Below are 26,160 nucleotides of genomic sequence, written 5' to 3'. Positions count from 1 at the left end.
GTATTTTAAATCTGCCCGTTGCCTCACCTAAATCCTCTCCAAAGGAGAGGACTTGAACTTCACCCTTTTCTAAAGCCCTCTCCTTTGGAGAGGGTTGGGTGAGGCCTTGACTAAAGCTCCTCCGCCAGTTCTATCGCTTTCCGCAGCGCGGCAATTTTATTATCAACTTCTTTTAATTCACTTTCTGCTATTGATCCGGCTACAATGCCTGCCCCGGCCTGGTAGTGCAGGGTGTTGTTTTTGCTCAGGAAGGAGCGGATCATAATGGCGTGGTTAAAATCACCATTAAAGCCGAAGAAACCGATGGCGCCGCTGTAAAAGCTGCGTTTGGTTTTCTCGTTTTCGTCGATGATCTCCATGGCGCGGTATTTTGGTGCGCCGCTCAGCGTACCAGCAGGGTAGGTGTCGGCTACCACCTTAAAGGAGGATGCCCCGGGCAGCAGCTTGCCACTTACATGCGATACCAGGTGGATAAGGTGCGAATAATACTGCACCTCTTTAAAAGCCTTTACTTCTACCTGTCCGCAATGGCGGCTGAGGTCGTTTCGCGCCAAATCAACCAGCATCACGTGTTCGGCGGACTCCTTGGGGTCGGCCTCCAGGTTGCGGGCTATTTCGGCGTCTTTTACGTCATCGCCGCTGCGTTTAAAAGTGCCCGCGATAGGGAAGATGCTGGCCACGCGGTTTTTGATGGTGATCTGCGCTTCGGGCGATGAGCCGAAGATGCGGAAATCGCCGTAATCAAAATAAAACAAATAGGGCGATGGGTTGATGGAGCGCAGGGCCCGGTACACATTAAATTCATCCCCCAAAAACTTCCTGGCAAAGCCGCGGGAAGGTACTATCTGGAAAACGTCGCCACGGTAAATGTGCTGTTTCATTTTCTCCACTACGGCCATAAACTCTTCGCCGGTAAGATTGGAGCTTTCTTCGCTGTCGCTTTCAAAACGGTACTCCGGGAAGTTTTTATTGCGGATCAGGTCGGCCAGTTTTTCAAGGCCGTGGTTTTCTGCCGCACCTTCCGGCTGGTTCATAAAAATGTACAACTCATTTTTAAAGTGATCGATGGCGATGATGTAGCGGTAAATATGGTACTGCATCACCGGGATCTTCCGGGTATTATTTTCGGTATCCTTTAGTTTAATGGTTTCAAAATGCTCCACCGCCTCGTGGGTAAAATAACCAAACAATCCGTTAGAGAGCATTTTGCCGGTTTGAGGGTCGGTATCAAAGCTATCAGTAAATTTATTGATGCAGGAGATCAGGTCGAATTCACCGGCGGCATGGCTTTTTTCGCTGCCGTCGGGGTAGGTCTCTTTAAGCGCGCCGTCGTTTAGTACAAAGCCTGCGATGGGTTCGCAGCAAACATAGCTCATGCTGTTTTCGCGGCTATGGTAATCGGAGCTCTCCAGCAGCAGCGAATTGGGGAAAACGTCGCGCAGGCGCAGGTAAATGCTTACCGGGGTGGTAGTGTCTGCAAGCATCTTTTTATGGGTGGTATTAATTTTATATTTTTTCATTTTGTCTCAAACATTATTAAAGCAAAAAACCCAGCGAATGAGGTTCGCCGGGTTTCCTATGTAGGTTTACAATTGATTAGTATCTCGATCAAAAACTATCCGGCTGCCAAAATTAATTGGTGCCACCAGTTGTTAGTTTGTTTGATTTTGATCATTGCGGTCACAAATTTATAAAGAAAATTGAATTAGCAAATTTTTTCTGCATTTTTTTATCAATTAGCACCCAAAACCGATAAATGACCGGCCATTATTGCTCCAATTATCACTAAAAAAGCTATCAAATAAAATATGGCAATGGTTTTATGTTTGCTTACAGAGGTCTCTGTCTTTTTGGCTTTGATATACCCAACAGTAATCAATGCGATTGCGATGAGCATCATTACCCAGTGTTCAACGGTAAAGTAACGGGTGGTAGCGTTTTTCATGGTCTCACTATTGAACTGTACATTGGGGCTTAAAAAGAATAGGATGATGCCGATCAATAGCTGTGTATGTGCCGATATAAAGGCGAATAAGTTGATCTTACGGTTGCCTTCAGTATAGGGTTTGTTGCCAAGCCAACCCATCAATGATTGGATGATCGCTAATAATACCAGGATAAACACCACATAACGGAATCCGGAATGCAGGTCTTTAAAGATTTCGTATAAAGTCATAGCGTAAAATATTTCCCGAATATAGTCACTCTGAGGCTTAAGTCAATAGCCTTGAGTGTTAAGTCTGAAAAAAAGACATTCTGAACAGGTTTGGCGCGATAACTCAGCCTTAAAAAACTCATTCGGGCAATTTGCGGCAAATTCATAACTTTGCAGCCTTAATAGCAGGATTAGCAAATGTTTGAAAATTTATCGGACAAACTCGACAGGGCCTTTAAAGTATTAAAGGGACAAGGTACCATTACTGAAATAAACGTGGCCGAGACCATGAAGGAGATCCGCAAAGCGCTCCTTGATGCCGACGTTAACTATAAAACCGCCAAAGCTTTTACCGATGAGGTAAGGCAAAAGGCAATAGGGCAGAACGTGTTGACAGCGATCTCCCCCGGCCAGTTGCTCACCAAGGTAATGAACGATGAGCTGACCGAACTAATGGGCGGAAGTACCTCCGAATTAAATTTAACAGCTTCGCCTACCATCATATTGATAGCGGGCTTAAATGGCGCCGGTAAAACAACCTTTACCGGTAAATTGGCCAATTACCTTAAAACCCAGAAAAATAAAAAACCTTTACTGGTTGCTGATGATATTTACCGCCCGGCTGCTGTTGAACAGCTGCAGGTTTTAGGCGCACAGATCGGCGTACCGGTTTATGCCAATTTGGAATCGAAAGATCCGATAGCTATAGCAAGGGAAGGGATCGCGTTGGCCAAACAGAACGGTAACAATGTAGTGATTATTGATACCGCCGGCCGTTTGAGTATTGACGAGGCGATGATGCGCGAGATAGAACAGGTAAAAGATGCTGTTAAACCGCACGAGATCTTATTTGTGGTAGATGCCATGACCGGGCAGGATGCCGTAAATACCGCCAAAGTATTTAATGACAGGCTGGACTTCACCGGCGTTGTATTAACCAAACTGGACGGTGATACCCGTGGTGGTGCAGCGTTATCTATTAAATCGGTAGTAAACAAACCAATTAAATTTATTGGTACGGGCGAGAAGATGGACGCGCTGGATGTCTTCCACCCTGATCGTATGGCCTCGCGTATTTTGGGCATGGGCGACGTGGTTTCACTGGTTGAGCGTGCCCAGCAGCAGTTCGACGAAAAGGAAGCTGCCGAGCTGCAAAAGAAGATCCGCAAAAATAAATTCGACTTTAACGACTTTTATAGCCAGATCCAGCAGATCAAGAAAATGGGTAACATGAAGGACCTGATGGGCATGATCCCAGGCGTTGGCAAAATGATGAAGGATGTGGAGGTTGATGATAACGCGTTTAAAGCGATTGAAGCCATTATCCAATCCATGACACCTTACGAGAAAGGCAACCCTGACAGCATCAACCAGAGCCGCCGTAACCGCATTGCCAAGGGATCTGGCACTAACCTTACTGAAGTTAACCGCCTGATAAAACAATTTGAGGACATGCGCAAGGTGATGAAACAAATGAGCAACCCTGCTGCCATGGCAAATATGATGCGCAGAATGCCGAAATAATTTGAAAATGTGTTGATTTGAAGATTTGAAAATGCGAGCAATTAATTTCAAATTTTCAAATCAGACAAAATTCAATCCCGCATTCTTGGTCAAAACCTGGCTGTTGTTGACATTTAGCCCTTTATCCAGCAGGGTGGCTTATAAATCCCTGCATCAATTTGATACTTTAAGTCGCCGTTCTGCATTATTTAACCCCTGCATTATTTACTGATGAGCTTTCTTGCACATTGAAATCTTTTGGCAGTATGTCCCATCCCACTCTTGTATAAAAATGTTTTAGCTGTTAATTATTGCCTGTATTTTTATTTAGGTGATTTGAAATACATATAGTTTAATCGGAATTTATTATTTTTATGTCGACAAACCCACCTTAAACATGAAGAGGCTCTTTTTGCTGCTGCTTATTATCACAGCAACCTGTTATTTAACAACCGCACAAACAAAAAAGGCCCCGAAAACCGACACATCCAAAAACAAGAACCCCTCCTTAACAGACTCTGTAAACGTTAAATTTCCGCTAAAACTTAATACAGCAAATTTTAGCAGGATTGACAGCGCCGATATGAATTTAAACCCGGCCGTCCCGATTGAGAAATACGGGTTTGTCGATACCGCTGACCTAAAAATGACCCGCTGCGATTTTGAAAAAGATGCCAATGCAATGGTGCTTTTTGACCGCGGAGAAATGGCCTTAACTGCTCCCGAAATCATATTGGAGCGCCAGCGTAGGGTAAAAGTATTCAACGATAATGGCAAAGGGGAAGCCAATATCCACATCGAACTCAATAACCGCTTTGGCACCGAAACAATACTGGAGATTGAAGGAGAAACCATCAACCTGGAAAACGGGAAGATCCGGTATACCAAACTCGACCCAAAACTTATCTATGCCGAGCATACTGATAAAAATAAAGATGTGATCACTTTTTCACTGCCGGATGTAAAGGCCGGTTCGGTATTTGAATACCGGTATATGTGGGCCCGTAATTTTTCCAGAAACTTTCCACCCTGGAACTTTCAATGCAACCTGCCCACCCGCTACAGCCAGCTCGATGCTTTTATTAACCCTATGCTTACCTTCTCGGTTTATCAAAATACAGCCAATGTTTTTGTGCGCGATACGGTGTCTATGGGGGGCTTCGGCCATGTTTGGGCAATGGCCAATATTCCGTCAACCAGGGACGAAGCTTATATGCGGTCGGCGGCGGATGTGTTGCAAAACTTAACCTTCATCATCAGCGCGGTAAAAGTCAATGGGCAAACCGTTAATATTGATCAGTCATGGTCTGATGTTGGCAGAGAAATTGCAGCCGACAAGGATTTCTATAAACCATATGACCAGAGCCTGCACGACGAAGATGACCTGGTAAAAAAAGCTGCGGCTTTAAAAAGCGACGACCAGAAAATTGCTTTCCTGTTTAACCAGGTAAAAACCGTGATGAAGTATAACGATTTAAAAAACTGGATGTCAAAAGATGGTATTAAAGCGGCATGGAAGAGAAAAGCGGCAGCTGGGGCGAAATCAATATGATATTGAACCGGCTGTTGAACCTTGCAGGCGTTAAAGCCTACCCGATGCTGGTAAGCACCCGCGATAACGGCAAAATACTTTCGAATTTTACAAATATTTACCAAATAAATAAGCTGGTTAGCTATGTGCCGGTAGATAGCACTAAATATTATGTTTTAGATGCTACCGATAAATACAACGTTTATAACGAAGTGCCCTTTGATCTTTTAAATTCCTACGGGCTTTACCTCAATAAGCCAAAAAACGAATATCCGCTGGTTTTTATGAAAAACGGGGCACAGGTAAGGCAAGCTGTATTTATCAATGCCGATATCAACCCGGATGGCACCATGAATGGTACCGCCCAGATCAGCAGCTTCAGCTACCATAAGGGCACACGCCTTGAGCTCCATAAAATGCTCGACGAAGAAAAATACAAACAATATTTAACGGAAAACGACAATAATTTAAAGATCACTTCACTCCAGTTGGAAGATGCCGAAGTGGACTCGCTGCCGCTGATGCAAAATGTTAATTTTAAACTCGATCTTCCGGGAACCGACGATAAGTACATTTATTTTAACCCCAATTTATTTACATCGCTGCACAGCAACCCATTTTTAAGTAAAGAACGTGTTTCTGATATCGATTTTGGCTGCAGCAATATTTACACCATAAACGGCAGGTATAAAATGCCGGCCGGGTATAAAATTGATGCTATGCCGAAAATGGAAACTTTGGTAATGCACGACAGAAGCATCATTTTTAAGCGCATTATTGGCGAGCAGGATGGATACATAGTAGTGAATTATGTGATCAATTATAAAAAATCACTTTATTCACATGCCGATTACGCCGACATCTATGCCTATTTTAAACAGATGACCGAGATGCTTAACGAGCAGATCGTATTTAAAAAAATATAGCCTCCCGGTATTATCTTGCAATATAAATTAATTTGCTCGTAAAAATTTGCTAATATTAACAACCATTGATTAAACCTCATCTGATGAATAAACCTTTCGCGCTGTTAATACTTTGCATTTTCCATCTTTCAGTTAACGCACAAACATCAGTACCTAAAGTACAGGCCTATGGAAAAATTAACATGGCTGATCTTGAAATGATGTCGTGCGATTTTGAAAAAGATGCCAATGCGGAAGTTTTACAAGAAAAAGGAACTGTTTATTTCGGCCCAAATCTGTCGACCATTACCGAAGAAATTTACAAGCGGATAAAAATTTTCAATAACGGAGGGAAAAATGAAGCTAATATTAATATAGAATACTTTAGCGGTGACCACCTCGAATATATTACAGGTATACAGGCTGAAACCATCAATTTAGTTAACGGAAAAATAGAGATTACCAAGCTGGATAAAAGTTTAATTTACAATAAACCTATCGACAAATATCACAGCGAAGTTGCATTTAGTTTCCCTAATGTAGCATCAGGCAGCATTATTGAGTATAAATATAAATGGAACTCAAATACGTTCGTAAATTTCCCAAACTGGTATTTCCAGGAAAATATACCTGTAAGGTATAGCGAATTTAACACCTCGATACCTGATGTTTTTTATTTTAGAAGTATTAATCACGTGAATCAACCTTTTGCGAAAGAATTTAGTTCGAAGGATGCAACGAGTACCTCTTTTGCCGGAAATACTGTTCCATACAACTTCGTCACTGAACAAAAAGTAATGGTCAATGTAAACTCATTAACAAATGAGCCCTACATGTCGAGTTACTATGACAATTTGCAGGCGGTACGTTTTCAGCTTGTTTCCATTAAATCAGTTGGCAGCTACGAAAGAATATTTTCTGACACATGGGCTAAAGTTGCGGGTGTTTTGCGCGATGACAAAGAATTTGGCGGCCAACTAAAAGCCAGACTTAATAATGACGAAGCCATTGTAAATAAAGCGATGTCTTTTAAAACGGACCGCGAAAAAATAGCTTATATCTTTAACGAAGTTAAAAGCGAAATGACCTGGGATGGCACGGATGAATGGAGAACAAACGACGGTGTTTACGAATCGTGGCAAAGAAAAACTGGAAATTCTGCCGAAATCAACCTTATCCTTTACCATTTCCTTCAACAAGCCGGAGTTACAGCGTACCCGATGATAGTTAGCACAAGGGACCATGGGAAAGTGGATAGGTATTTTACTTCTTTGGTTCAATTTAACAGGACGGTGGTTTTCATTATCGATAGTAGTAAAAATTATGTACTGGACGCGGCCGAAAAGAATAATTCGTGGTACGAAATCCCAGAAAACCTGCTAAATTCATGGGGGTTATACATCAATAATGTAAGTAATTCTTATAAATTGATCGAGCTGAAAAAGAGTACGCCCGTTAGTCAATCAATTTCAGTTGACGCAGATATCAATTCCAGCGGAACATTGCAGGGCACTGCGGTAATAACCAGCGACGGTTATAACAAGTTGGATGCAGTAAATCTATATAAATCGGGCGGCGAAAAAAATTATATCAATTATTTGGAAAATACAAATAGCAACTTAAAAATAACAGCCCTTGATTTTGAGAATACCGATACGTCGCAGTTAATTCAAAAAATACACTTTAATTCAAATCTTACCGGGCCTGATGATAAATATATTTATTTAAAAACTAACCTTTTTTCAAATTTAAAAAACAACCCATTTTTAAGTGAGAACCGGACAACTGACATTGATTTTGGTTATTGCAAGAATTATAACATTACAGCAGTCTATAGAATACCACGCGAATACGAAATTGTATCATCACCCACCAATATTTCTATGGATGATATACCCGATCAAAGTGTTAGTTTAAAATACGATGTTACAACAACGGGAAGTATAATTAAAGTCAATTATAGCATACATATCAATAAACCGGAACTCTCGAACGATTATTATCCAGCCTACTATAAATTTTTTAAAAAAATGTACGAAATGCTGAATGAACAGGTGGTTTTAAAAAAGCTATAACCGAAAACCTATTTTTCAGCCTAGTAAAAATTAATTTTATATCAAATTTATTTTTACTACTATTATACCTGATTAAACCTGAGCAATGTATAAACCTGTTGCAATTTTATTGTTGTGCTTTTGCTGTTTTATTGCGAAGGCCCAAACGCCTGTACCGCTGGAGCAGCCGTACGGAAAGGTATCCGTTGAAGAACTGCAGATGCCCGCCTGTGATTTTGAAAAAGATGCCAACGCCGAAGTGCTCTTTAATTTCGGGAAGATACTGTACAGCGACGACCTGAAGTCGATTACGCTTGAAGTGCATAAACGCATTAAAATATTTAACAGTAACGGAAATAACCTGGCTGATATCAGGATCCCATTTTTCAGCGAAGACCGCCTTGAGAATATTACAGGTGTTGAGGCACAAACCATTAACCTGGTAGACGGCAAACCGCAGGTAACAAAATTGGAAAAGAAAGCTATTGTTACCACCATTCTCGACAAAGAAAACAGCGAGGTTACCTTCGCGATGCCCAATGTAAAGCCCGGCTGCATTATTGAGTATAAATATAAATGGACTGGGCGGTACAATGGGTCCATGCCTGACTGGGACTTCCAGGAGAGCGTGCCGGTGAGATACAGCGAACTTGATACCTCGATACCCGATGTGTTCTATTTCAGGCCGCTGCTCCGTGTTAATATGCCGCTGGCCAAACATAACAGAACTATACAGGCACAGGTGTTAAAAGTAGCAACCCATACGTTTACTATTTCAGATAACGGCGCAACCGGCGACCAGCAGTCCGAAACCTATAATTATAATGCCAATAACGAGGTATGGGGTATGGCCAATGTGCCTTCGCTGCGTGATGATGCTTATATGTCGTCATTTGAGGATAATGTACAGCGCCTGAGTCTCGACCTGGCGAGCATAAAGCCAATAGGCGGTATCAGTTCTGATTTCTCCGATACCTGGTCAAAAGTTGGTTATGAACTTACAAAAAGCACGATTTTTGGCGACCAGCTAAACCCTGCTCTAAACAACCAGGATGCGATCACCGCAAAGGCGGTACTGCTAGCTTCTAATGACGAAAAGATAGCGTTCGTTTTTAACGCCGTAAAAAATGCGATGAAATGGAACGGAATGGACCGTTGGTATACCATTGACGGTACGCGGAAGGCATGGGAAAATAAGGCCGGCAATTCTACTGAGGTAAACCTCGTGCTGTACGCGATCCTTAAAGAGTTAAAAATTCAAGCTTACCCTATGGTGGTTAGCACCCGTCGCAACGGCCGGCCCGATCCCTGGCGCACTTCACTGTCGCAGTTTAACCGTACCGTGGTATATGTGCCGGTGAGCGCTGATAAAAGTTATATACTGGATGCTACAGGGAAATACAACCTGTATAGCGAGCCGCCTTCTGATCTGCTTAATACTTTCGGGCTGTGGGTGGATAAATCAAGAAAGACCTTCGACACGGTAAGCATCAAAAAAGAGCTTCCCGTGCGGCAGGTGGTATTGATCAACGCCGAAATTAAACCGGGCGGCAAAGTAGAAGGGACCGCCCAGATCAGCAGCATGAGTTATGACCGGATAAATGCTGTAAAAAGGTATCAAACAGATGGCGAACAAAAATATATTGATTATTTACGCGATGGCGATAATAGCTTGAAAATATCAGGTATTAAATTTGAAAACATGGACGTGGATACGCTGCCACTTACCCAGAATATCAATTTTAACGCTGACCTGCCGGGCACCGATGAAAATTACATTTATGTAAATACCAACATGTTCACCTCGCTGAAAAGCAACCCGTTTTTGGCCGATAGCCGCCTCAGCGATATCTATTTTGGCTATTTGCGCAACTACTCCATCAACAGCGTTTATAAACTGCCGGCGGGTTATAAAATTGATGCCTTACCCAAAAGTGCCAGCATGGTAATGCCCGATAAAAGCATCTCGTTTAAAAGGATCATTGCCGAACAGGATGGTTCGCTGCTGGTACATTATGTAATCGATATCCGCAAAGCGGCATTCAACGTTAGCGAATACCCTGGCATACACGATTTTTACAAAAAAATGTTTGATATGCTCAATGAGCAGGTAGTGTTAAAAAAGGGTAGTTAACAATTATTATTAATAATTGTTTTAAATAGATTTATCGCCATATTTATTTTGTTTTATTCATTATATTCGGGTCGTTAAACCTTTTTATAATGAATTAACTTATAACCTGTTTTGTTCAGTTACCTCTTTTTACCTGCCGATACAGATCGATCTGCCATACATTCCGGCAGGCAACCCGGATCACGGATCTTAGCTTTTATTCCCGCCGTTCCCGGTTAGTCTAAAATGCTTTTGTAACACCACCTTAATTAATAAACCTAAATACAATGACCAAATTCTTCAACCTTCTTATCCTTAGCCTTTTTTGTGTATTAATAAAAACGCAGGCTCAACCCGCAATACCCGGAACGCAACCTTATGGTACAGTTGATAAAGCTGACCTGGAACTGACTTCGTGTGATTTTGAAAAGGATGCCAATGCCGAAATGCTTTTTGAAAAGGGGGACTTGTATTTTACCGGTGATTTAACCTCGATAACGGAGGAAATACACAAGCGCATAAAAATTTTTAACGATAACGGAAAAGACGAGGCAAATATTAAAATCCCGTATTATAGTGCCGACCGGCTTGAATTTATAACGGGGATACAGGCAGAGACCATCAACCTGGTTGATGGAAAAATAGAGATCACCAAACTTGATAAAAAACTAATTTACACTAAGGGATTAGATAAGGAGACGAGCGAAATATCATTTACAATGCCCAATGTAAAACCAGGATCTATAATTGAATATAAATATAACTGGAACACTACTTTTTTTGTTGATTTCCCGGATTGGTATTTCCAGGAAAAAATACCTGTCAGGTATAATGAGTTGAGTACGTCAATTCCTGATGTGTTTTATTTCAGGCTGATACCGCACCTGCACGAACCCTATGTAAAAATAAAATCATCAACAGATGCCCGGAGCCTGATGGACGATGGCCAAAGCTACCAGTACGTTCTTAATAACGAAACCAAAGCAGTGGCTAATGTTCATTCATTAAGCGATGAACCCTTTATGTCGTCGTTTAAAGATAATGTCGAATCTTTTCGATACCAATTGGTTTCCATAAGGCCAATAGGCGGGTTTCAAAAGAATTTCTCAGAGACCTGGGCAAAGGTTGGCGGACACCTGATCGATAGTGAAGATTTTGGGGGCCAGCTAAACCGGAAACTGGATGGCGAAGAAGTAATCATTGCAAAGGCCAAGACCTTTAAAACCGATGATGAAAAAATTGCTTATGTTTTTAATGAAGTAAAAAACACGATGAAATGGAATGAACGGGATAGCTGGGGCACGGATGATGGTACATCCCGGTCGTGGATAAACAAAACAGGAAATTCAACAGAAATTAACCTTATTTTGTATCATTTGCTCAAGAAGACGGGTGTTGAAGTATATCCTATGGTGGTAAGTACGAGGGACCATGGCAAAGTTGACCCCTTTTTTACCTCATTAATGCAGTTTAACAGGGGCGTAGTATATGTACCGGTAGATAGCGCAAAGCAATATATACTCGATGCTTCAGGCAAATACAATATGTATAATGAAACCCCGGATAATTTGCTTAATTCATCAGGGCTATATGTTGATAAACAAAAGAACAAGTATGATATTATTCGCCTTAAAAGGATTACACCGGTAAAAGAAGCCATCTTAATTAATGCCGAAATTAAGCCAGGTGGCAAACTTGTAGGGAATGCACAATTAAGTTGCATCAGCTATAACCGGATCGACGCCATCAACAAGTATAAAACCGACGGGGAAAAAAAGTATACGGAATTTCTGCAAAATGGCGATAACGCGCTAAAGATCACTTCGCTGAAAATGCAGAATATGGAGATGGACAGCCTGCCGCTTATTCAGAACATCGACTTTAACGCTGATATGGCCGGTTCTGATGAGAACTATATTTACCTGAATTCAAACCTGTTTACGCCATTTAAATTAAACCCTTTTTTACGTGAGAACAGGCTGACAAATATTGATTTTGCCTACCCCAGAACTTACTCGATTATAGGCATGTATAAAATGCCCGCCGGTTACAAAACCGATGCGTTGCCAAAGAATGTATCAATGGAAATGCCCGATAAAAGCTTTACATTCAGGCGTATAGTTGGCGAACAGGAGGGGACAATACTAATACGCTACACCATATCTTATAATGTTGCGGAGTATTCAAAAGATCATTATCCCGATATGTATGAATTTTTTAAAAAAATGTATGAAATGTTGAATGAGCAGATTGTATTAAAAAAGGCTTGATGAAATGACACTAAAAAACTATATAAAATACCTCGTGCTGGTTTGCCTTTGCTATTCCGGAATGATTTTGAATGCCCTCGCGCAGGAAAAAATCAACCTGCAGGCTTATTCCGCAGCAGGAATACCCGACTCGCTGAAAGAGAATGCCAACTCGGTTGTGCGCTACAGTATGGAATATGATATTGTTAATGGCCCCGGCAATATGACCAGCAAAGTGCACCGGATAGTGACCATATTGAATGAGAAAGGCGACCGTGAAGCAATCCTTGCCCTTTTTTATAACCGCAAGTACGACAGTTACAGCGATGTAAGCATGAAGATTTATAATGCTGAGGGCGGGCTGATCAAAAAATATCATAAAAGCGATATGGAAGATTATTCGGCAACCCACGGTGCCGACCTGGTTACCGATGGGCGTGTGCTTGCGGTACAACATTCAGTAGCAGCATACCCAACTACTATCGAAATAGAATACGAAGAAGACACTAAAAGTTTCCTTGACATTGGCGGATGGGACATCCAGGGAAACCAGCAGTCTGTTCAAAACTCATACTATCGGATCTCTATCGATGAGAATGCCGGCTTTCGCTATTTGAATAAAAACACAACGATTAAGCCAACAATTAACACCGTTGGGGGTAAGAGTGATTATAACTGGGAAGTAAGTAACCTTAAAGCCATTAAACTGGAAGAAGGCGCCGAAGCATGGAGGGTGCTTCCGAGGCTATACTTTGGGGTAAAAAATTTCAGCTTTTTTGGCATTCCTGGCGATTTCAGCAGCTGGAAAAGTTTTGGAAACTGGTTAAGGGTGCTTGATGCCGATGTGACTTCCCTGACCCCCGAAAGGGAAGCCGAAATACGGAAAATGACCGATACGATTAAAACGGATAAAGGAAAGGCTAAGTTTTTATATAACTACCTGCAACAAAGCATGCGGTACGTGAGTATCCAGCTGGGCATTGGTGGTTTTAAGCCTTTTGCAGCAACCTTTGTTGATCAAAAAAAGTACGGCGATTGCAAAGCGCTGGCTAATTATATGAGCGCGCTGCTAAAAGCAGTTAATATACCTTCCTATTGCGCTGTTATAAATGCTGAAGCAAATAAGGAACCGGCTGATCCTGATTTCCCGTTCAACAGTTTTAACCACGAGATTTTGTGTATTCCGTTTAAAGGCGATACCACCTGGCTTGAATGTACCAGCAATACAATGCCGTTTGGGAAGCTGGGCTCTTTCACCGAAAACCGCAGGGCCTTATTAATCACCGAAGACGGCGGCAAATTGGTTAACACCCCGCGCAGCACCATGCAGGACAACCAGTTTAACGGTGACGTAGTGCTCACCATTAACGAAGACGGCAGCGCTAAAGCAAAGGCAAAAATTTCGGCAACCGGTGGCTACCGCGAGGAGTATATCGAGATTTCAGCGCAGAAAGTGGATGAACAAAAGGAGTATTATTTAAATCGTTTTAAAATTAAGCAGCCATCGGTTTTTAACCTAAGCACATCGCCGGATACGGAAAACCCCAAAGTGCTCAACTTCGAACTGGAGTATGATAAGTTTGTGGATATAATGGCTGGCGATAAACAATTTTATAAACCAAGGGTGTTTGACCTGATGACGTTTACGATCCCGGTGGAAGAAAACCGAAAATCGGACTATTATTTCGAACATCCCCTTCAAAAAACATGTACAACCACCATCATACTGCCGGCCGGCTTTGAAATAGAAACGCTGCCCGTAAATCAGAATTTAAAATTTACCTATGGTAATTTTGAGGTTAACTATGTATACGACCAGGCGAAAAACCAGGTGATCAGTACCGCAAAATTCAATATCAGCAATCACGTGATCCCGGCAGCCAAATACACCGAGTTGCAGGTTTTCCTGGATAATGTTTATAAAGCCCAAAATAAAAAGCTGGTGATCCGCCGTAAGGCGTAAATTTGCCGGATGATCTTCAGGCTTGATGAACGGTTGCTATTTCCGGATCCCGAACTGGCCGAACCGGACGGGCTTTTAGCTATTGACGGCGACCTGTCGACCGAACGGCTGCTGCTGGCTTATCAATGCGGCATCTTTCCCTGGTACAGCGATGATACGCCTATCCTGTGGTATTCGCCGCACGAAAGGTTTGTTATTTTCCCGGCGGAGTTGAAAATATCCAGATCAATGCGAAAGGTTTTAACCTCGGGCAGTTTTACCATAACCACTAACAACTGCTTCGAAAAGGTGATCGCCGCCTGTTCAGCTATTGAACGCCCGGGCCAGGATGGCACCTGGATAACCGCGGAAATGAAGGAAGCTTATGTTAATCTGCATCAAAAGGGCCATGCACATTCTGTTGAGGTTTGGCAGCATGATCAATTGATTGGAGGGCTTTATGGCATCAAAACGGGAAACATATTTTGTGGCGAAAGCATGTTCAGCCTGGTGAGCAATGCTTCAAAAGTGGCGCTGATCCATTTATGCGGGATGGGGTATAAATTGATAGATTGCCAGGTTTACACCCCGCACCTGGCCTCAATGGGTGCCCGGATGATCAGCAGGGCGGAATATATGGAATTTGTGAATGGTGAGTTGTGAGCAGTGAATGGTATCTTTGTTTTTCCAGTTTGCAGTTATTAGTTGGCAGTTTGCGGATTTTAAAACCCTCGTATGTCGGCAGCCCACTGCAAACCGCCAACTGCAAACTAACATATGGAAATTATAATTCAAAAAGAGCGCATCATATTAGGCATCGATCCGGGAACGGCAGTGATGGGTTATGGTTTGATCAAAGAAACCGGCCCTAAGATTGAACTCATCAGCCTGGGTGTAGTGAAGATGGATAAAATAGACGACCACATGCTGAAGCTGCAACGGATCTTTGAAAAAACCGTCGCGCTGATAGATAATTATAAACCCGATTGCATGGCCCTGGAGGCGCCTTTTTACGGTAAAAATATCCAGGTAATGTTAAAACTGGGCCGCGCGCAGGGGGTAGCAATGGCTGCCGGCTTGTCCCGCAATATTGATATCACCGAATATGCCCCGCGTAAGGTGAAACAATCCATTACGGGCAATGGCAGCGCCACCAAGGAGCAGGTAGCCGCCATGCTGCAAAACCTGTTGAAATTTACCGAAACACCTGATTTTTTAGATGCCACCGATGGCCTGGCTGTAGCTGTATGTCACGCTTTTCAGCGCATGCCAGCGGGTAAAAGTTCCGGCGGCAGCAAAAAAAGTTATTCAGGATGGGATACTTTTGCAAAGGATAATGCTAAGAGGATTATTTGATGTGCAGATTTCAGATGTGCAAATTTCAGATGTGCAAATGAAAAAAATCAAATAAGGGCTTTGTAAATCCTGTTGATAATCTGAACATTAGAAAATCATCTGCACATTTGCACATCCGCATATCTGCACATCATTAAACATCCCGTTTCAAAGCTTCCCTGATCTTATGGGCAGTAGCTTCCAGCTCTTCAGTAGTAGGATTTAATTTAGGCCTTTCAAAATTAATATCGCTCATGCGGTTTAATGGGATCAGGTGGATATGGGCGTGAGGGACTTCCAGCCCAATCACCGCAACGCCTACTCTTTTGCAAGGGATAGCCTTTTTGATGGCGGTTGCAATAATTTTGGCAAATATTTGCAGGCCGGTATAAAGTTCATCATCCAGGTCGAAAAGGTAGTCCACTTCCTTTTTCGGGATCACCAGCACATGGCCTTCGGCCAGCGGGTTAATATCCAGGAAAGCTAAATAATCAATCGTTTCAGCTACTTTATAAGCCGGGATCTCGCCGGCTACTATTTTTGAGAAGATGGTCATTTGTTGGTTGATTAAGTTGAGTGGTTGAATGAGTTGATTAGGTTAGATTTCTCGGTTGATTAAATTGAGGCGGTTATTTTTTAACTCATTCAACTTAATCAACCAATAAACTTAATCAACTACCTGCTTATCTCCAGTATTTCAAACTCTATTTTGCCCGCAGGAACCGTGATCTCGGTTGTTTCGCCTACTTTTTTGCCTAACAAGCCTTTTGCAATCGGAGATGAAACAGATATTTTTCCTGATTTCAGGTCAGCTTCGCTTTCTGATACCAGCTGGTAGCTCATCACAACGCCATTTTTCACATTTTTTATTTTTACTTTTGATAAAGCCAGCACTTTTGAGGTATCGAGCTTTGATTCATCAAGCAAACGCGCGCTGGCTACCACCTCCTGCAAATGGGCTACTTTGGCTTCATGCAAACCCTGGGCTTCTTTAGCTGCATCATATTCGGCATTTTCCGAAAGATCACCTTTATCGCGTGCTTCTGCTATCGCTTTTGAGATATTGGAACGTCCTGTCGTTTTTAAATATTGTAATTCTTCTTTTAATCTTTCTAAACCTTCTTTGGTATAATAAGCTACATCTGCCATAACACACAATTTAATTAATTAACATTTAGTTCTATTGGTTGCCAAAAAAAACCGCCCTCCCTGTTGAAGAAGGACGCAGCCACACAAAAAACAAACAAGACTATATTGGGCTTGCCTACATAGTCTTGCGTTGATGTGTAGAACGAAGATAAGTGATTTATGTTTTAAAATGCAAATTTTTCTTCGCAGAGATTAGTGATTGGAGATTAGAGATTAGAAAAATGTCCGTTTGTACAATTTTTAATATCAACCAAAAATCACTTTTTATTTCTAACCTCTAATCTCCAGTCTCTAATCTCTATCTTTGTCCCATGATCATTGAAGTATTAAAATCAAAAATTCACCGTGTTAAAATAACGCAGGCTGAATTGAATTATGCAGGAAGTATAACAATTGACGAGGACCTGATTGATGCCGCCAACATGATTGCCAACGAAAAAGTACAGATCGTTAATAATAACAACGGCGCCCGCTTTGAAACCTATATCATCAAAGGCGAACGCGGTACCGGAACCATTTGTTTAAACGGCGCTGCAGCACGTATGGCCCAGGTAGGTGATATTGTGATCATTATGTCGTACGCCTATATGGAAATGGACGAGGCCCGTAACTATCAGCCAATTTTGGTTTTCCCGGACGCGGATAACAAATTAATTAAGTAAATTAGTGCGTCCTGAATCCTGATTTATTTAAATGAAACTGTTTTTAATAAGTGCCCTTTTGTGTGCAGCCTCGGTTTGTTCCGCCCAGCAAAAAATTGTAAGTATTTCCTATTTTAAAAACGACGGCAAGTATGTGAACAATAAAGACAGCGCAGATTATTTCCGCTTTGTGAGCGAGCCGGACTCCGGCACGGTTTTGTTTAATGTCACCGAATATTACAAGAGTGGAAAAAGAAAGCTGATCGGAAAAACCCCGAAGCCCGATCCGTTCTACCTCGAAGGGCAGTGTGCAACATTTTTTGAAAGCGGCATCCGAAAAAGTACCTGTACTTATTCAAAAGGAGTTAAAACAGGTTCGGAGTTTGATTTTTTCCCCAATGGCAAGCCTTATTTCCAATTAGACTACCCGGAAAAAGGTGATATGTACAGCGATGCGACAGGCAATTACCTGATACAAATGAATAACGATTCGCTGGGTAATAAACTGGTTGAAAACGGGAATGGCTACTTCAAAGTTTTTGACGATGGGTTTAAAACAGTGGTGGAAGAAGGCGGCATAAAAAACGGCAAACGGGACGGTGTTTGCAAAGGCTCATTCGATAAAAATAATGCCCATTTTACCGAAAATTATGCCAATGGCATATTGGTTAGCGGTACAGCTGTTTTTAAAGATAGCAGCATTTCTGTTTATAAAGGTTCACGTGGCGTTCCCCCTCAGTATAAAGGCGGTCTGGAAGCGTTTTACAAATACCTGGGCAACCATATAGAATACCCTGATGATGCACGGGAAAATGTTATTCAGGGAGTGGTCCATTTGAGTTTTGTAGTTGAAAAGGATGGCCGGCTGTCTGAAATAAAAGTAAAAAAAGGGGTTTACCCGTCTATTGACTTGGAAGCCTTGCGGGTGATGAAAAAATGCCCTTTATGGTTGCCGGGAACACAATACGGCCGGCCTGTTAGAGTAGTTTACGAAATCCCCATCAGTTTCTCACTAGGCAACTAAGATCAGTTCCTGGAGGGCACCGCACCCAGGCCCAGCACAATATGCAGGTGGGCGTCAACATTGATGTGGTTGCGCAGCTTATAAACCATCCTGATGCGCACTTTTTCCTGGCGCACCATTTTTTCTAACTGATGCGTATTGTCTATATCCAGTATCATCACATTGCCCAATCCTGCGGTTATATCCGTACGCGACGCAACCAGCACCTCATCAGTGCCGTCGACTTTTGACATAAATACTTTTAATGAAGTGAGGTTACCGATATTAAAATCATGCGGTTCTCTTGATTCAACGCGTGCTGATTCCATCCTTACCTCGCTTACTTTATCGGCATTATTGCCGTCTTTTTTAAAATCCTGGTCGAAGCTATTGGCCATACCGGTTACCGAAATTTCAACGCCAACAGCGGATGACCGCGGGATCTCTAAATTTGTGGTATACGGGAAGGTCGACTTAATAACAGATTGAAGCATAGCACAGCCGCTCAATATCAATGTAATTGCAGGTAAAATAAACCAAACCTTCCTTTTCATAAAAACGCTCTCTCTTTTGATTATCCGGCAATAAATAACACAATAGCCGGATATAAAGCTAATGTTAAATTTTGAGTAAAAATTGCCTTGCAAAAAATTGTAATCAAATAAAATTGAAAATAAAATTGCGTTGTTTTATATATCAATGGAATTAAATTTCGGCTAATTTTAACTGGATATGCCATGCACTATATCCGTCAGTTCAACCCAATCAACCACCCTGCCAAAAAATCAAAAAAAAATCACCAAATACCCTTACAAAGCGTATCTTTGCACCCCGACAAGAAGATACCGGATTGCGGAAACAATTTCGGAGAATTTAAGCCGGCAATTCCGCACGAAGGCAGCTTTCCTCAATAAAAAAAGCACATGCCCAAAAACACCTCCATTAAATCCATTTTAATTATCGGTTCCGGTCCTATTATTATAGGCCAGGCCTGCGAGTTTGACTATGCTGGTTCACAAGCGGCCCTCTCTTTGAAAGAAGAAGGGATCTCGGTATCCATCATCAATAGCAACCCAGCGACTATCATGACGGATAAGGTAATTGCCGACCACATTTACCTGCTGCCCCTGACCGTTGAAAGCATTGAAAAGATTTTAAAGGAACAACAAATTGACGCGGTATTGCCAACTATGGGCGGCCAAACAGCGCTTAACCTTTGTATCGAAGCGGCTGAAGCAGGGTTATGGGAAAAATACGATGTAAAGATTGTTGGGGTTGATATCGCGGCGATCGAAAAAACCGAAAACCGCGAGGCTTTCCGCCAGCTGATGGTTGATATCGGCGTAGGCGTTGCCAAATCAAAAATAGCTAACTCGTTTTTAGAAGGGAAAGAAGCGGCACAGGAGATCGGCTTCCCACTGGTGATCCGTCCGAGCTATACTTTGGGTGGTAAAGGTGCAGGCTTCGTGCATAAAAAAGAAGATTTTGACGCCGCTTTAAGCCGGGGCCTGCAGGCCTCGCCAACTCACGAAGTTTTGGTGGAACAAGCTGTGCTGGGCTGGAAAGAATATGAGCTCGAGCTGTTACGCGACAATAATGACAATGTGATCATCATCTGCTCGATCGAGAACTTCGATCCGATGGGCATCCATACCGGCGACTCGATCACCGTTGCCCCTGCAATGACACTAAGCGACCGTTGTTACCAGTCGATGCGGAACCAGGCTATTAAAATGATGCGCGCCATCGGTAATTTTGCCGGCGGATGTAATGTGCAATTCTCGGTAAACCCTGCCGACGAAGCCATCATCGCCATCGAAATTAACCCGCGTGTTTCGCGTTCGTCGGCACTGGCATCAAAAGCAACAGGTTATCCCATTGCTAAAATTGCTGCCAAACTGGCCATTGGTTATAACCTTGATGAAATTGAAAACCAGATCACCAAAACCACTTCGGCTTATTTTGAGCCTACGCTTGATTATGTGATCGTGAAGATCCCACGCTGGAACTTTGATAAGTTTAAGGGCGCCAACCGCGAACTTGGCCTGCAAATGAAATCGGTAGGTGAAGTGATGGGTATTGGCCGCAGCTTTATTGAAGCGTTGCAAAAGGCTTGTCAGAGTTTGGAAATTGGCCGTGCAGGCTTGGGCGCCGATGGTCGCCAGAGCCGCAATCTGGAAGAAATTATGCACAGCCTGGAACACCCGAGCTGGGACAGGCTTTTCCATATTTACGATGCACTGAGTTTAGGCGTGCCGATTGAATCGGTACGTAAAGCCACCAAAATTGACCGCTGGTTTTTAAACCAGATAATGGAAGTGGTGAACCTGGAAAACGAATTGCGCCGCTACTCATTAAATAACATCCCCGAAGAGTTTTTATTTACCCTGAAACAAAAAGGATTTTCGGATACGCAGATCGCTCATATCCTGGGCAACGTAAGCGAAGAGGATGTTTACCAGCGGCGCAAGGCCCTGAATATGCACCGGGTTTATAAAATGGTGGATACCTGTGCTGCGGAGTTCCCGGCTAAAACGCCATATTATTACTCCACCTACGAAGGGGAGAATGAATCCATCGTATCTGATAAGAAAAAGATCATCGTATTAGGCTCCGGCCCTAATCGTATCGGCCAGGGCATTGAGTTTGATTATAGCTGCGTGCATGGCTTGCTGGCCGCGAAGGAATCAGGCTTCGAAGCCATCATGATCAATTGCAACCCTGAAACGGTTTCAACCGATTTCAATATGGCCGACAAGCTGTACTTTGAGCCGGTTTACTGGGAGCATGTGCGCGAGATCATCGAACTTGAAAAACCTTATGGTGTAATTGTTCAGCTGGGCGGGCAAACAGCCTTAAAAATGGCTGAAAAAATGCATGAGCATGGCATCAAAATCATCGGCACCTCTTTTGATAACATGGATATTGCTGAAGACCGCGGCCGTTTCTCGGACCTGCTGAAAGAACTTGATATTCCTTATCCAAAATATGGTGTAGCCGAAAGCGCCGAAGAAGCGCTGGAAGTGGCCCACCAGGTAGGATACCCGGTACTGGTACGGCCAAGTTACGTATTGGGCGGACAGGGCATGAGCATCGTGATTAACGATGAAGATCTGGAGAAAGCTGTAGTAAGCTTATTAAGAAACCTTCCGGGAAACCGTGTATTGATTGACCACTTCCTTGACCGCGCTTCGGAAGCTGAATCGGATTCCATCAGCGACGGGGATGAGGTACATATTATCGGCATGATGGAACACATTGAGCCTGCCGGGATCCACTCGGGCGATTCATTTGCTGTATTGCCGCCGTTCGACCTGTCAGACAGCGCCATCAGCCAGATGGAAGAATATACCGTAAAGATTGCCAAAGCATTAAATGTGCTGGGCTTGTTAAACATCCAGTTTGCCATAAAAAATGATAAAGTTTATGTGATCGAAGCCAATCCGCGGGCGTCACGTACGGTTCCTTTTATCGCCAAGGCCTATGATGTGCCTTATATCAATATCGCTGCAAAATGTATGCTTGGCGTAGCTAAACTGAAAGATTTTACCATCGAGCGCAAACTATGGGGATACGCCATTAAGGAGCCTGTTTTCTCCTTCGATAAATTCCACGAGGTAAATAAAGAGCTTGGCCCTGAGATGAAATCTACCGGCGAAGCCATCCGTTTTATCCCAAACCTGCAGGACCCTTATTTCAGGCACCTGTATAAGGAAAAATCAATGTATTTGAGCCGGTAAGATAAGCTAAATGCTTAGCGCTGAAAGATTAAAGCTCTAAACTTTATTAAAATAAACTTTACGCTTTAGGCTTTCAGCTTTTTGCTTGTTAATATTTGTTAAATTTGTACTATTCAAGCAATATTAAGGCTATAATTGCAGTTGAATGTATTCACGCATAGTGGTATGATTAAAAACTTTTACTCCTTTATCTGTTTATTCGCATGAAAATCCCGGGCTTACGCAGCATCTTATTATTTGCATCTTTTTTATTGTTTATATCGCTAAACACCGGATGTTCAAAAAAATCCACTTCTACCGTAGTTAATGCCAACATACCATTGGTTACTACTACAGGTGTAATTATAAACGTTACGGCAACAACTGCCCAAAGTGGCGGCATATTGGTAAATGCTGAAAATGGTACAGTTACCACAAGCGGAGTTTGCTATAGTTCAACCAATAAAGTGCCTACCACTTCTGACACCAAAACTTCGGATACATTAAAGGCAACGGGCACGTCATTAAAATCTTTCACAAGCAAACTCACAGGGCTTACCGCAAACACCACCTATTACCTGAGGGCCTATTGTATTAATGAAGCAGGCGTTGGCTATGGAGGGGTGTTAACCTTTACAACTACCGGTACCGGGGCAATAGCAGCAACGGTTTCAACATTTGCCGGCACCGGAACAGCGGGTTACCTTGACGGCTCATTAACAGGCGCCATGTTCAATAATCCCCAGGGTGTATCAGTTGATGCAAGCGGGAATGTTTATGTATCCGACTCCTTTAACGATTTGATCAGGAAGCTTTCAACCACCGGGACAACTACTACCATAGCAGGTAACCAAAGTATCGGCCTGGTAAACGGGCCTGCGCTTTCAGCTGAATTTTATGCACCCAACGGCCAGGCGTTTGATGCGCAGGGGAATTTATATGTTGCTGATTTTGGTAACAATGTGATCCGGAAAATAACGCCTGCAGGCGTAGTGAGCACCTATGCGGGTACCGGCGTGGCTGGCTATCGCAACGGCGCTAAAGACACTGCAAACTGGAAAGGCACTACAGACTCACTTGCCGTATTTAATAACCCCGAAAGTGTTGCCGTTGATGCAGCAGGGAACGTTTTTGTAGCTGACAGGGGGAACAATGTAATCCGCGAGATTTTAACAAACGGCCGTACCAAAACAGTTGCCGGCAATAAGGTTAAAGGCTTTATTGATGCCACAGGCGCTGCCGCTTTCTTTAACAATCCAACAGGCGTAGCGGTTGACAGCAAAGGGAATTTGTACGTAACAGATCAGGGTAATTCGGCTTTGCGGAAAATTACTTCGGCGGGCGTAGTAACCACGCTGGCTGGTAACCCGGTACAAACCACCCTGCTAAACTATCCTTCAGCAATTACTATTGACGCCAGCGGCAATTTGTTTATTGCTGATGAAGGTGGCAGGATAATGGAATATAACACGGCCGGTGTTTTATATTACCTGGCCGGCGCTTTAAACGCCCCGGGAAATGTAGATGGGGATGGAGCCACGGCCAGGTTCAATTACCCGCAGGGAATAGCTGTTGATGGAAACGGTAATGTTTATGTTGCCGACCAGTATAATAATGCGATCCGCAAAATAACATTTTCAAAATAAGGATTAATTAATTGCTGCTTTTTAGCTGGGTGTATTCCTTTGATTGCCTGTCTTCCAGCGGGATCTTCTGAAATTCTTCATAACACCCATTAAGATAGGCTACCAGGTTAAAAGTTTCACCATAAAAGGTACCCGGGTCGGGCATGTAAAGGATGATGAAATTTTGCATCTCCTGCCCGGTTATGGGCAAATATTTTTTCAGGTAGTCGGCATTGAAAATTTTCAGGATACCCTGTTTCTGTTTTTCTTTATCATTTACGGCTTTTTCACGCTGTTTTTGGGTTGGCCCCCCGTCAAAAACACGCAGCTTAACACCGCCTTTGTAATCGCCGTTGGCATCTGTTTGATAGGTAACACTTTGGCTGTTAAGCGGCCCGCGTTCAACCTGCGGGGCAAATCCGGCGTTTCCTTTAATTTCCTGGTTGGTAACCTTAACTTCATCCAGCATATTTTGCCTTAAGTCAAGAAAAACCTGCATGTATTTTAAATTGGCTACATAAACCGTATCGGGTTTATAACTAAAAACCGAAAAGCAGATCACATCACCAACAGCGGCCTTAATGGTAAAGCTGCCATCCTTACCGGTCATGGTCATGGTATGTGTTTTCAGATCCTCAACCTTTACGCCCTGTAAAAAAACATTGGTTTTGTTTTCATATACGCGGCCCGAAAGCTCGTCCTGTGCAAAAGCCGCACTGGCTGTAAGCAAAAAAAGTACAATAAATATGAATTGGCGTATCATTTACTATTTATCAAAGATGGCCCCCTTTAAAAGGTTGGCTAAAGTTAAAAATTAAAACATTATTACAAAGTAAACCAAAAATCGGACCCTTTTCCGGGAGCGCTTTCAACACCTATTTCCCGGCCATGGCGTTTAATGATCTCCGACGAAATATACAAACCGAGGCCCAGACCCGAAAGGTGCGGCGAGTTATTTTCAACCCGGTAAAATCGATCGAATATGTTTTCAATTTTATCACCCGGTATGCCTATCCCATTATCTTTAACGGAAACTTTAACCAAACTATTATCCTGGCGTTCAATTGAAATGGTTATTTTGTCGTCTTTCGGTGAATATTTGAGGGCATTGGTTAACAAATTAATTATTACCTGTTCAATCCGGTTGCGGTCGGCATTTACCAGGATCTGCTCATCGCCCGTAATTTTTATTTTTTTATCGTATCTCTCAGGTTCACATTGTTCAACACACTCTTTCACAAGGTCTGCCAGGTTAAATTCTGTTCGGTTAAGTTCAAGCTTTCCGGCCTGGATCCGGGTTACATCAAGCAAGTCATGGATGATATCTGTAAGTTTATCTACCTGCTTTGCGGCTTTATTAACAAAGGGCAGGGTTTGCTGCAACGCTTCATCCTTAGCGGCCATTCTTTGCAAAAGCTGCAATGATGCTTTTACACTTGTTATTGGTGTTTTTAATTCATGACTGGCAATGCTCATAAATTCATCCTTTTTAGCCATCAATTCTTCTGTGGCCTGTTTCAATACCTGCTGATGACGGGCTTCCTGTTCTGCCTTTTTTCGTTCGTCGATCTGGGCTTCCAGTTGTGCCAGGGTGCGCAGGTTATTGATTAACGGAACGATCTTATACAATGCAAAAACAGTGACAATTGAAACTAAACCAGTCGCAAGCTTTATCAGCGCGCTTAACCGGTAAGCTGGCCACCAAAATATCATGGCATCCAGCAAATGGGTTGTTCCGCATAAAAGTATAAAGGCGATAAACAGCCAGAATATTTTTAAAAAAGGCAGGTCCCTGCGTTTATGTACGATACGATACAATAACACAGGAATGGCAAAATAAGCGGCCCAGATAGAAAGGTCGGACAAAATATAAAGCCAGCCATGAAAATCAGACCAGGTGCCGCAATGCCAGCGCGCCGGCCAGTCGGAGGTGCTTAAAATCTTTGTGAAAAAATCTTTTACCTGGTTAAAGAGGCTGGCATTGGTGTGTAAACCGGCATTGTTGCCTGAATGACATAGAGAATCACAAACCAAATGTGTGCCAGGTAATGGTTTATTGCCCTTGTTGATCATTTTTGCCTTGTTGGATTTTCCAATAAAAGCATCAAAAATATGCATAAAGCAATTGATTTTACAACTGCTTTTATGAACCCATTATGTTCAAGTTCATGGTTTTTGTTATGCCGAACTGCCCTGGTTTACGGCAATGTTTATTTTGAAGTGGCTAAAAAAGTTG

The 26,160-nt window shown here is 42.7% G+C and carries 20 protein-coding genes; 13 read left to right on the top strand and 7 right to left on the bottom strand.

The features are described from left to right. Positions 1-110 precede the first annotated feature (110 nt). On the bottom strand, positions 111-1,520 hold the full coding sequence (locus tag MgSA37_RS25590; protein WP_096356337.1) for an anthranilate synthase component I family protein: 1,410 nt from the start codon (positions 1,518-1,520) through the stop codon (positions 111-113). A 212-nt stretch (positions 1,521-1,732) separates the two neighbouring features. Continuing rightward, complete coding sequence (locus MgSA37_RS25585; RefSeq protein WP_096356335.1) at positions 1,733-2,176, bottom strand: cytochrome B; 444 nt, start codon at positions 2,174-2,176, stop codon at positions 1,733-1,735. 177 nt (positions 2,177-2,353) lie between these two features. On the opposite strand from MgSA37_RS25585, the gene ffh reads away from it, so the two are divergent. The 9 genes from ffh (at position 2,354) to ruvC (ending at position 15,808) form a co-directional block, all read left to right on the top strand. Next, on the top strand, positions 2,354-3,679 hold the full coding sequence (ffh, locus tag MgSA37_RS25580) for a signal recognition particle protein (RefSeq protein WP_096356333.1): 1,326 nt from the start codon (positions 2,354-2,356) through the stop codon (positions 3,677-3,679). A 376-nt stretch (positions 3,680-4,055) separates the two neighbouring features. Further along, positions 4,056-5,210, top strand: a complete 1,155-nt coding sequence (locus MgSA37_RS25570; RefSeq protein ID WP_096356329.1) for a DUF3857 domain-containing protein — start codon at positions 4,056-4,058, stop codon at positions 5,208-5,210. Next, complete coding sequence (locus tag MgSA37_RS25565) at positions 5,171-6,115, top strand: hypothetical protein (protein WP_096356327.1); 945 nt, start codon at positions 5,171-5,173, stop codon at positions 6,113-6,115. Before MgSA37_RS25570 ends, MgSA37_RS25565 begins: the two co-directional genes overlap by 40 nt. An 83-nt stretch (positions 6,116-6,198) precedes the next feature. After that, entirely contained in the window at positions 6,199-8,169 is a 1,971-nt protein-coding gene (locus MgSA37_RS25560; RefSeq protein WP_096356325.1) for a DUF3857 domain-containing protein, read from the top strand. Between the two features lie 85 nt (positions 8,170-8,254). Further along, positions 8,255-10,282 (top strand): DUF3857 domain-containing protein, encoded by a 2,028-nt coding sequence (locus MgSA37_RS25555; RefSeq protein ID WP_096356323.1) that lies wholly within the window; start codon positions 8,255-8,257, stop codon positions 10,280-10,282. A 266-nt stretch (positions 10,283-10,548) separates the two neighbouring features. Further along, positions 10,549-12,531 carry a DUF3857 domain-containing protein gene (locus MgSA37_RS25550; RefSeq protein WP_096356321.1) on the top strand — a complete coding sequence of 661 codons (1,983 nt, stop codon included), beginning with the start codon at positions 10,549-10,551 and terminating at the stop codon, positions 12,529-12,531. Positions 12,532-12,535: 4 nt separating this feature from the next. Then, complete coding sequence (locus tag MgSA37_RS25545; RefSeq protein ID WP_096356319.1) at positions 12,536-14,473, top strand: DUF3857 domain-containing protein; 1,938 nt, start codon at positions 12,536-12,538, stop codon at positions 14,471-14,473. A 9-nt stretch (positions 14,474-14,482) separates the two neighbouring features. After that, complete coding sequence (aat, locus tag MgSA37_RS25540) at positions 14,483-15,115, top strand: leucyl/phenylalanyl-tRNA--protein transferase (protein ID WP_096356317.1); 633 nt, start codon at positions 14,483-14,485, stop codon at positions 15,113-15,115. Positions 15,116-15,229: 114 nt separating this feature from the next. Next, entirely contained in the window at positions 15,230-15,808 is a 579-nt protein-coding gene (gene ruvC / locus MgSA37_RS25535) for a crossover junction endodeoxyribonuclease RuvC (protein WP_096356315.1), read from the top strand. A 133-nt stretch (positions 15,809-15,941) separates the two neighbouring features. Here ruvC and MgSA37_RS25530 read toward each other — a convergent pair whose 3' ends face one another. Beyond that, a complete protein-coding gene (locus MgSA37_RS25530; RefSeq protein ID WP_096356313.1) occupies positions 15,942-16,343 on the bottom strand; it encodes an HIT family protein in 402 nt (133 codons plus the stop codon). Between the two features lie 119 nt (positions 16,344-16,462). Beyond that, on the bottom strand, positions 16,463-16,936 hold the full coding sequence (gene greA / locus MgSA37_RS25525; RefSeq protein ID WP_096356311.1) for a transcription elongation factor GreA: 474 nt from the start codon (positions 16,934-16,936) through the stop codon (positions 16,463-16,465). Between the two features lie 311 nt (positions 16,937-17,247). Here greA and panD point away from each other — a divergent pair, with 311 nt between their 5' ends. Both panD and MgSA37_RS25515 read left to right on the top strand, forming a co-directional pair. Next, positions 17,248-17,598, top strand: a complete 351-nt coding sequence (gene panD / locus MgSA37_RS25520) for an aspartate 1-decarboxylase (RefSeq protein WP_096356310.1) — start codon at positions 17,248-17,250, stop codon at positions 17,596-17,598. A gap of 31 nt (positions 17,599-17,629) precedes the next feature. Beyond that, positions 17,630-18,601: an energy transducer TonB gene (locus MgSA37_RS25515; RefSeq protein ID WP_096356308.1), complete on the top strand. Its 972-nt coding sequence runs from the start codon at positions 17,630-17,632 to the stop codon at positions 18,599-18,601. Positions 18,602-18,603: 2 nt separating this feature from the next. Here the strand turns inward: MgSA37_RS25515 and MgSA37_RS25510 are convergent, their stop codons facing one another. After that, a complete protein-coding gene (locus MgSA37_RS25510; protein WP_096356306.1) occupies positions 18,604-19,134 on the bottom strand; it encodes a hypothetical protein in 531 nt (176 codons plus the stop codon). A 369-nt stretch (positions 19,135-19,503) separates the two neighbouring features. On the opposite strand from MgSA37_RS25510, the gene carB reads away from it, so the two are divergent. Beyond that, on the top strand, positions 19,504-22,320 hold the full coding sequence (gene carB / locus MgSA37_RS25505) for a carbamoyl-phosphate synthase large subunit (RefSeq protein ID WP_096356304.1): 2,817 nt from the start codon (positions 19,504-19,506) through the stop codon (positions 22,318-22,320). A gap of 203 nt (positions 22,321-22,523) precedes the next feature. After that, positions 22,524-23,945, top strand: a complete 1,422-nt coding sequence (locus tag MgSA37_RS25500) for an NHL repeat-containing protein (protein WP_096357740.1) — start codon at positions 22,524-22,526, stop codon at positions 23,943-23,945. 7 nt (positions 23,946-23,952) lie between these two features. Here the strand turns inward: MgSA37_RS25500 and MgSA37_RS25495 are convergent, their stop codons facing one another. Next, positions 23,953-24,687, bottom strand: coding sequence for a carboxypeptidase-like regulatory domain-containing protein (locus tag MgSA37_RS25495; RefSeq protein WP_096356302.1), 735 nt, complete (start codon positions 24,685-24,687; stop codon positions 23,953-23,955). A gap of 62 nt (positions 24,688-24,749) precedes the next feature. Continuing rightward, positions 24,750-26,042, bottom strand: coding sequence for a sensor histidine kinase (locus MgSA37_RS25490; protein ID WP_096356300.1), 1,293 nt, complete (start codon positions 26,040-26,042; stop codon positions 24,750-24,752). Positions 26,043-26,160 lie beyond the last annotated feature (118 nt).

The sequence above is a fragment of the Mucilaginibacter gotjawali genome, from assembly GCF_002355435.1.
In the GTDB taxonomy this organism is placed as follows: Bacteria; Bacteroidota; Bacteroidia; order Sphingobacteriales; family Sphingobacteriaceae; genus Mucilaginibacter; species Mucilaginibacter gotjawali.
Note: the sequence above shows the minus strand (reverse complement) of the source record. Positions and strands in the feature narration are given on the sequence as shown.